The sequence below is a fragment of the Bradyrhizobium sp. 45 genome (genome assembly GCF_023073155.1).
GTDB lineage: Bacteria > Pseudomonadota > Alphaproteobacteria > Rhizobiales > Xanthobacteraceae > Bradyrhizobium > Bradyrhizobium canariense_D.
In genome coordinates this window covers 1-9,485 of the sequence record NZ_JADPIX010000081.1, presented here as the reverse complement: position 1 = coordinate 9,485, position 9,485 = coordinate 1, and the positions used below count along the sequence as shown (strand labels likewise).

The following is a 9,485-nucleotide window of genomic DNA, read 5'->3' as shown; positions in this document are numbered from 1 at the left end:
CGCAAGCGTCGCCTCAACCGACGCGGCCCGCGCCCACGACATTCGAATCATGGTTGCCCATGGATTCAGAAGCCCGCAACAAAAGCAACTGTAATGCTAAGGCCGCCAAAGAGTGGACGGCGGCACGCCGAGATGCGACTTACACACCCAATACGTGGCCCAAGCGTGTCGATCCAGCCCAATCCTGCGCGCCGGCCGAGCCTGCACAGAATCGGCGGCGGCGCTCTCGCTAGCGCAGTGTGTCGGCGAAGGATTGTATTCGATGGAGTGGGCTCGTGGCCCGTTACCCGACCATGGCGCACTGCCCGACGTGCAGCAGGGCCCGGATCGCTGCTTCGGTTCTAAGACCCGAGGAGAAGCAAGATGCTCGCTCGAGTCGCTGAACATAAACGCCGCAAGGGCGCTCAGGCTAGAAATCCCGGCGACACGAGCGGTGCTGTTTTCGAGATCGACGTTCACTCCTGGCTCCATTGTTGGAGTGCGCCATGCAGTCATCGACTCTGAACCACAGCATCAAGGGCAGATCTGAAAGCCAAGTGTGAGCGAAACCGCGCCCATAACTATTCTCTTCATTCCTCCAATGATGGAGCAACTGACCCGCGACAAAGGCACCCCTGATGCTCACCGAACGCCCGTATAGGCCCTCGCTGATCGGAATGCCGCTCGCTGCCGTTCGCCGCAGGGCAATTGCCGGCCGTTGCGAAGCCGATGACCGAGAGAGTTCTCGCTGCTTGAACCGCTGTTCAAGCAAGGCGTAGGCTACCCCAAAACCGGTGAAGAGAATTGGAATTAGAATAAAGTACAGCGGAACGCCTTCTTTGCCAATTCGATAGATCTGCGCCGGCATCGTACAAACTGACGCTACGAATGACCAAGCCCCCCTTCCTGGCCGGCACGAAGTAGCGGGGAGTCACGACCTACTCTGCCTTGCTGAGCGAGCCTCAGCTTTGCCACGCTGGTTGCTTCATTGGAGGCAGCATCACCACGGATGTACTGGCGATGTGGGGCGAACCCGACGCACTTTCTTCTCGACGGAGTGCGTCGGCTCGCCTTTAATGCTTCTGCCTGGCCCTGGGCCCTTAGCGGATCGATGAGCTACTGGCAGGTCTAACAACACCTTCAGGTTGACCCCTCGGGGCGCGTTTTGTCCTTCCTATGTAGGTCAAGAGCGAACCTTCAAGGTGCCGGGCACGGACCTCTGATGTCCGCAAATTCTGGTGGAAGAGTGATTCTTTCGCTGGATCAGCGGTTGTTTGGCTGGTGCAGGAGAGCAAATGCAACTGCCTTTTGGCGAACCGGTCCGCAGCTGGACACCGAATGGAGTGTGTCCCGCCTCTCCTTCAGATTACGCCGCCTCATGTTGGGGTGCGAGGCTCGTGAAGGAACAACGCCACGAACGCACGTGAGCGCCCCTTCAGCAGCTCGAATTCGAGCATCTTTGCTACAAACATGACGGAAAGGACTTGAATCGCACCTTGCGTCAGGTTGTACGAAATCGGTACAAGGTGCTTTCCTCACACAGAGCAACTCACAGGCGCTCCGACGACGGAAAAGAAGAGTTCATGTTGCTGATGCCGCTGCTACTCGCTCTGATGTCTATTTTCCTTAGCATGGGTGCGATAGTCTACTCCGCTTGCCGATCTCGACGCCGGCGGGATCGGCGCATGCACAGGCACAATCGGGCCGATTCGCTCAGCTCGCGCCCCCGCGTGCAACTACCAAGGCGACGGGCATTCTGATCGTTCAGCCGCATAATGAGCCGTCCGCTGCAGTCTCACTCGCCAAGGCCAGGCGACACGCGCCGCCGCTAAAGCGAGCGCCTCAAGTTCTGGATTCGGTGCTTCTCGATCGGCTGCTGATCGTTTGATCGGCGCCTTGGGAGCCAATCCAACGCGACGGCGGACAGACTCCAAAGGCAGTTCTCGACCAGTCGGGCGGTTTTTGCTACACTTTCCTGTCTGCGTCACGCTGGCGCGAATGGCTGACCGGTCACATACCTTGAAAATTTCAAAGATTTGCACTGCGCGAACGTCCTCAAAAGCCTATGCGATCAATCGAAGGTGGTCGTGAGGCAATAAATCTACTGTAAATCGTATAAGTGAGGCTCTTATCGTGACCAAGCGCTCTGAACCCCGGAAGGAAGCCCCAAATGTCGTCGGGCCTGAGGTGAGGCCGAGCGTCTTCGTCGTCGACGATGACCTCTCAATGCGCGAATCGCTGGTCAACCTATTTCGTTCGATCGGTCTAGATGTCGTTGCTTACGGATCCGCCCGGGAAATGCTCCAGAGCGAGCTCCCTGATGTTCCTAGCTGCCTTGTGCTTGACATCAGGCTGCCTGGATTGAGCGGCCTTGAGCTCCAGAATGAGTTAGCCAAACAGAAGATTCACATTCCCATCATTTTCATCACCGCTCATGGCGATATTCCGATGACCGTCAAAGCCATGAAGAGTGGAGCAATCGATTTTCTCAGCAAGCCGTTTCGCGATCAGGAACTACTCGATGGCGTAGTCGCAGCTATCGAACAGGATCGGAAGAGACGAGGTGTAGACAAGGTGGTCAGCAGGCTCCAGTCCTTGTTTGAGGCCCTAAGTCCACGAGAGCAGGATGTGTTGAAACTGGTCGCCGCCGGGCTATTGAACAAACAGGTGGCCGCGGAACTCGGGCTCGCCGAGATTACAGTCAAAATCTATCGCGGCCACGTGATGAAGAAGATGGGAGCTCGATCGCTAGCCGATTTGATCAGGATGGCTGAGAGGCTGGGAATTGGGACTGAGCGTTTCACGGTACAAACCTAAGTATGATTTTACAATTTCGTCGTACACGCGCACCCTTCTGCTGGCCGTCATGCGTCGGCCAGCGCCTTCGCCCAACCAAGAACAGGTCGTCTTGTCTAGGTATTCAACTGTTTCCGTTATTGACGACGATCCTGCGATTCGTGCCGCACTGAACAATCTTTTGAAATCGCAGGGCCACATCGTTCATACGTTTGCATCGGCTGAGGAATTCTTGCGGTCGTCTCAATTGAACCACACGTCCTGTGTCATTGCAGACGTGCAGATGCCCATGATGAGCGGCTTTGAACTTTTGGAAAAGATGCGAGCCCAGGGCCACGCTGCACCGTTCATCTTGATGACTGCCTTCGCAGATGATCGCACGCGAGCTCGCGCGTTGAGCGCGGGCGTAGCCGGTTTTTTTGCCAAGCCGTTTGCTGACCTGGAGTTGAGCGCCTGCCTCGATGCAGCGCTTCGCGAGCAGGGTGGAACGAACGCGTGAAAGATGGGGAAGCAGTCTGGACCAAGCGCACTCGCGCGGCGCTTACGATGTCGATCAATGCGCGACTGCCCGTGCTTACCGCGTGCCAGTGGACCATCGCCTTTCTTGCCGCATTCCTGTCGTTGTTGTTGCACTTTCGGCATCTGGTTGAAGCACTTGCAACGTCGGGCTCCTGACAAGGCGCCTTTGGTATGATCGCGCAATCAGAGGAGGCGAGGCCCTCATCGGTTTAACGAGCGCCCTACCTTCACTCCTAAGATCCTTGCTGAGCTTAGCGCGAAGTGCTACGGCAGCGGCTTGCCGGCAGGACGTCGTTAGAACAAAGAATTCACCTGAAACTTGTGCCACCGCTCCAGACAAATCTGGCACCGAGTTTGCGGGAGCAGGACGGGACGATCGCGTCCAAAATCCCGCAGTCTGTCGAGGCGATCGCTTCGGAATTCACAGGAAACCCAAAGGCCGCATTTTCGATGTTGAGCTTTCGAAGGATCGAGCGGTGTACGCCAAACTCGCCAATTTGCGTTCGCTCCCAGCAACCCTTTGGCGGGCCGAAGCACCCGAACCTACGCAATCGGGTTGCAGGGCAACACAAATGCCACTGGTCGAAGCAATTTCAAGCCACGCCTTTGCTGCCGAACGCATCCACGCCACCACTCTCCGCGCCGATCCCGGCCAAACGCAAGGCCCAAAGCGGCGGCTCTGGACGAGCGATAAGCCCGCGCACCGGGCCAGATCCGCGGCGGCCCTGTCCCTTCTACTCGCCGGGACCCTGAGCGTGAGCATCCAACACACGCCTCCGGCTGGCGGGCTCCGCGGTCGCCGGGAGCGCATCGGCCCTCTGGTCGCGATGAACTTTCTCGGCCCACATACTTCCCCGCTTCCAAGCTAACCGCGCTGTATGCGCAAATTCTTCGATCGCGCGCGACTAAGCAAACCTGCCCGCGAAAGACGACTTAGCCTGGGCCCTCGCTGGATGGGGACGAAACTACTAGACATAGTAGCTTTGTTCCGCCTGGTTCCTCGGGTAAGCCGTTGGAGCTGATTTTCAGACGCCCTACGCAGAGCCCAAAGGACGACGAGAGGCGCCGGAACCGTGCGCTCATGATCCGCCAATCCTGTACAATGTTGGCCGCGCGCTTGTTCGTCGGGCAGATTTTCTTGTCGAGGAGACGACGACATGGTTGGAGGACACGAGCCGCACAGAATGAAGACAGTCGAAATGCTAGAGTCTAACGTGCGCTCGTACTCACGTTCCTTTCCTGCTGTGTTCAGCAGGGCGCGCGGCTCGATTATGTTCGCAGAGGATGGCCGAAAGGTCATTGACTTTCTGTCCGGCGCTGGAGCGCTAAATTATGGCCACAACAATCAGGAGATCAAAGCGGCAATCAGCGAGTATCTGGACTCGGACGGCGTCGTCCACGGCTTGGACATGGCCACTCCAGCTAAGGTCGAATTTATGGAGACCTTTAGCTCTGTCATCCTTCGTGAACGGAATCTTTCCTACCGCTTTCAATTTACAGGGCCTACGGGAGCTAACGCTGTTGAAGCAGCTCTAAAGCTCTCGCGTAAGATCACAGGACGTCACAACGTCATTTCTTTCACGAATGGATATCACGGTCAAAGCTTGGGAGCCATAGCCGCGAGCGGTAACCGCTTTTACCGCAAAGCCAGCAGCATTCCCTTATCCGGCACAACGTTCATGCCCTATGATGGGTATCTTGGCTCCGCTCACAGTCCGGCGGATTACGTGCGAAAGGTATTAATGGATGAGAGCAGTGGCACTGATCTTCCAGCCGCCATTCTCGTCGAAACCGTGCAAGGAGAGGGAGGCATTAACGTCGCCGGTAAGGAATGGTTGCAGTCAATTGAGGCTTTGGCAAAAGAGGTCGGAGCTATTTTCGTAGTTGACGATATCCAAATGGGCTGTGGCCGTACAGGCGAGTTCTTCAGTTTCGAGTTCGCCGCGTTGTCGCCAGACATTGTTGTAATGTCGAAATCGCTGAGTGGGTACGGTTTGCCACTATCGATGCTCCTGATCAAAGAAGCGATTGACGCATGGGAACCAGGCGAGCACACGGGGACGTTTCGAGGAAACAACCTTGCACTCGTTTCTGGCAAAGCGGCTTTGAATCTGTATTGGCGCAACCAGACGCTCTCGCAACAGGTCCGACGCTTGGGCGCATTTATGCGGCGTAGACTCGATGCTATCGCGCACCAGCACGGAAACAAGTTTGCTGTTCGTGGACGGGGCTTGGTATGTGGATTCGATTGCAAAACGACCGAAATCGCAGAGGCAACGTCACATAGAGCTTTTAAAAAGGGATTGATTATCGAGCGATGCGGACCGACCGATCAGGTTGTCAAGTTCTTGCCTGCACTTACGATCGATCAAGAAACGTTGGGACAAGGCCTAGATATATTTGAGGAGTCATTGACCGAAACATTGAATTCAGCCCGAGCAAGCTAAACTTGTAGGCACACGAGAGAAACTGTTGCTACCGACACCATCGCCGCACAAGTCACTGGCGTGAGCCCTTGCTTGCCGCCGAAATGGTCAGGAGTTTTGAAGCGATGATCATGAAGGTGACGTCTGAAGGCCAAGGCTATTCGAGATCGGCCGAGTCGGCTTATCCGCGGAGAGCGCCTGCTGCCCTCCTCGGTCCACAACGTGAGTGCGAGCAGCACCTTTGACCATAGAACCTCGCCCTCGCGAGCGACTCTGGTCGGGGTGGCTTATTTAAGTTTTCCAGTCTGAGGTCGGCCGAAGGTCAGCTCGTTGTGCGGAATGGAGTCCAATTTGTGTATGGCTTCTTGGCGGCCAGATGCCAGCCGCACGAGCGCGGACTTTGTTAGGACCGTAGATTGAGCAGCAGCGATCCAGCCCGAGCCGTTTACAGCATAGGCGCAGCAGCAATCATCCCGCGGCCGGCTTTGCGACGAAAGCCGTCAAGGAACGCGCGGTGGGGATGTCCCGGGTTCTGTTGAATTCCTGAAGAGGTCGGGGTTGCCGTTGAGCCGGTAGGCTCGGCGTGCTGATTCCACAAAGGAGAGCGACGTGATGACGAGAGATATCACACCGGCTGGTTGGCCGGCGACCGGGCTGTGGACGAAGCGTTTGCGAAAGTGCAGGCGAGCTTTGACCGGTTCTGCCTTCCGGCAGGGATCGAGGCGCTCGGCACGATGACGGAGGCGGATGTGACGGCGGCCTGCGAACGGGTTAGGGCGTGAACGCCCGCGAGGTCACGATTCCGTCCTGGGACAATGGCGGCGCAGGAGCACTGGCTCGCTCGCTGGGCGATGGACTTGATGCTGATCAATGTGTTGACGCGCCGGTTCGCCCGCGCTGTCCGGCTGCCGGAGGGTGACGTGCAGGCATCGGCCGGATCGGGGGGTGTCAAAGTCGGCTGCCTCGCGGAGGTTCGTAGCGCTGCCGACGGCGCGGCTGGCCGACTTCATGGCGGCCGATCTGTCGGCGCTCGACCTTCTGGTGGTCCAAATCGACGGGCTGCATCTCGGCGACGATCTTGTGCTGGCCACCGCGACGGGGTCGACGGCGAAGTCAAAAAGCATCCGTGGCGCTGGTGGAAGGGGCGACCGGATTGCCGCAACGTTTCAGGCCCTACTGGACGATCTGGTTTCGCGCGGGCGCGACCCGGCGGTGCCAAGACTGTTGAGCGTTGTCGAAGGCGATCTGCCGCACCTTCGGTTCGGTCGCCACGACCCAGCGCTGCCAGATCTACAAGGTGCGCAAACATCATGGAACGCCTGCCGAAAGAGCATCATGCGGCCACCCGTCGGGTGCTGCGCCAACCTGGGAGCTCGATGACGCCGAAAGGGCTGAAGAATTGATCCGCAATGTCGCGCGTCGAGTCGATCGGCATGGCTCGGCGTAGCTGTGAGCATCCTCGCGCGCCTCGACGAAATCCTGACTGTCGTCCGGTTGAAGTTGCCGAAGGAGCTTCGTTCATCGCTTGCCTGTACAACATCACCGAGAACATGATGCGCACCATTCGCGGTGTCACGCGCAACATCAAACGCGGGCGGGATGGCCCTGCGACGGGTCACGGCTGGCGCTCGAGGTCAACAAGGGCGTCGGACGATTGAAGGCGCATAAGCAATGATCGGTTCTGCGTGCGGCCACGATCGCAGGACGATCAAGCCCGTTGCCCACGTCACGACGGCCGCGTGGCATTCATTCCGGCAGCGTCGGCCCGGTTGAACAGCCATCGGGAGATCCCCGGCGCTGTTCACGGCGTCAGCTACGCTAACCGAGCCAGCATCTCAATCAGAAAGGGTCGGTCCTCGGCTTTTGCCCCAGTCTGCAGAGCACCGCTCTCCGTGTGCGCGTAGCACACTGCCGCAACCCCAATGTTGGCGTGCCCGAGTTCAGCATCAGAAGCGCCTATTGGCGTGAGCGCCTCGGCGGCAACCGAAGGTGACGGCCAAATGTCAAGTATGCTGGGCGGACGGAAGAAGCCCGACGCATCTGCCGGGTCTGAAATGCGTCGGGCTGAGTGGGAGACTGAGTGCGACAGTCTTCCTCCCAGAACCTGCCTCTGCAAATAGTATGCCGCGCCCGTACTGCTACATCACTACCTTGACCTAGATATCTGTTCTGCCGCGAAGTTCCTTGAGGCATTCAGAGAGGCTCGGCCCACAGCTCGTTCTTGAAGGCTAAAACAAGCTGAGCTTACTCCCTTCCAAAAAGTCCCGCCATCACCTTTCGTTTGGATCAAAAATGAGGCAGAAGAACCGAACAACGGGCCGCCGGCTCATCAACAACAGATATCTAGATGTTTCATACATTGCTACGCGTGACTGGAACGATCGCCCCGAGCTCGCGCACGACAGAGGCTAACGATCGAGATCTGAGCTTAGACTTCGCGAAAGGTGCGCTCATTCTTTTGGTGATCGTTGGGCACCTGATCCAGTATGTCATCTACCGAGACGACGGGTTTTGGTATTCGCCGTACTACAAATCGATCTATATGTTTCACATGCCACTCTTTATGGCGATAAGCGGATATCTTTCTTCTCGATCGCTGCTGCAAAAGTCGTTCACTCGAGCCGCCAGCGACCGTGCGAAGCAGCTCTTGCTGCCGATGCTGTTTTGGTGGACGTTCATGGAGACCGTTAAGCTGGCGGCATTGTGGCGCGCGACCAGCATAACGAGCGGACTTTTGGGATTTTTAGACGATTTCGCTGGCACCTACTGGTTCATCTGGGCCACGTTTGTTTCCTACCTTCTCATCAAGATTTCTAGCAGGCTCGACCAGCGATCGTGGGTCATATCTGGCGTAGCCATACTGGTCGCACTCGCGCCTCTGACATTCTCCATATCACCCCTGATCAGATTCACTTACCCATTCTTCTGCTTCGGCTTCTTGCTTGCTCAATCGAGAGAACGATGGACGAGTACATGGCGACGTCACAAGCCGCTCCTGGTCTTATTTCTCTCGATAGTCACTTGCGTATGCTTTCTAGCGTGGGGCAAGGACACCTATGTCTACAATAATCTTGGGGTAATTCACGATCTTCGGTCGGCTAAAGACGTGCTTCTGATGTTTGTTGGCTCTGCAGCTGCCTCAGCAATCGTTATCGAACTCCTGCTGCAATGCTGGAGCCTTGGCCATTCAAATCGGATGGCCCGCTTTATCGCTGTGGAGTTGGGCCAGACCACGCTGCTGCTCTACCTGGTCCAGGGTACCGTGTTCCGTCTCATGGATTTCGTACAATTCGGAGAACTTTGGGATCTCACGACCCGGTTGATCATCGCGGGTCTGCTCGGTGCCTCGATTATTGCGATCGCGCTAATGGTGCGCTCGATTGTTCGCGGCGTTCCATATCTATCTCAGCTCGTCGTTGGAATGCCGCCACGCTCAGGTCTCCCGCAGGCCAAACCTGCAATAAACTAGCTGTATTGCATTTAATTGTTTGAGTACGGCAGGGTATTGCGATGGCATCGACTTGTGACGCCCGGAACAGCGTTCGACGGCGACGGCGTGCCGCCCGTCGAGCCGGTGATCGGCATAAGAGCAACCCCATCGAAGCGTGTATTGCTCAGGTTTGTATGGCACCGGCGAACTCAGCCCATTGCGTCCGTCTGTTCAATCGTAAGCGCGATTTTCTCCGCACGATGACGCCCGCGCTTTTGACGGATGGCCTTCGTATCGAGGGCGGCATCTGACCCGTTCAGGCAGCGGCGGTTTTG

The 9,485-nt window shown here is 57.1% G+C and carries 4 protein-coding genes and 1 pseudogene; all 5 read left to right on the top strand.

The window, feature by feature from the left end; translation table 11 throughout:
• The first annotated feature begins 2,166 nt into the window (after positions 1–2,166).
• The 5 genes and pseudogenes from IVB42_RS13830 to nolL all read left to right on the top strand — a co-directional run bounded on the left by IVB42_RS13830 (position 2,167) and on the right by nolL (position 9,189).
• A complete protein-coding gene (locus IVB42_RS13830) occupies positions 2,167–2,796 on the top strand; it encodes a response regulator transcription factor (RefSeq protein ID WP_051112989.1) in 630 nt (209 codons plus the stop codon).
• 49 nt (positions 2,797–2,845) lie between these two features.
• On the top strand, positions 2,846–3,274 hold the full coding sequence (locus tag IVB42_RS13825) for a response regulator (protein WP_051112988.1): 429 nt from the start codon (positions 2,846–2,848) through the stop codon (positions 3,272–3,274).
• Between the two features lie 1,204 nt (positions 3,275–4,478).
• Positions 4,479–5,741 carry a diaminobutyrate--2-oxoglutarate transaminase gene (gene ectB / locus IVB42_RS13820; protein ID WP_018455506.1) on the top strand — a complete coding sequence of 421 codons (1,263 nt, stop codon included), beginning with the start codon at positions 4,479–4,481 and terminating at the stop codon, positions 5,739–5,741.
• 591 nt (positions 5,742–6,332) lie between these two features.
• Positions 6,333–7,493, top strand: a pseudogene (locus IVB42_RS13815) (transposase).
• A 574-nt stretch (positions 7,494–8,067) separates the two neighbouring features.
• Positions 8,068–9,189: a nodulation factor fucose acetyltransferase NolL gene (nolL, locus tag IVB42_RS13810; RefSeq protein ID WP_018455501.1), complete on the top strand. Its 1,122-nt coding sequence runs from the start codon at positions 8,068–8,070 to the stop codon at positions 9,187–9,189.
• Positions 9,190–9,485: the final 296 nt, after the last annotated feature.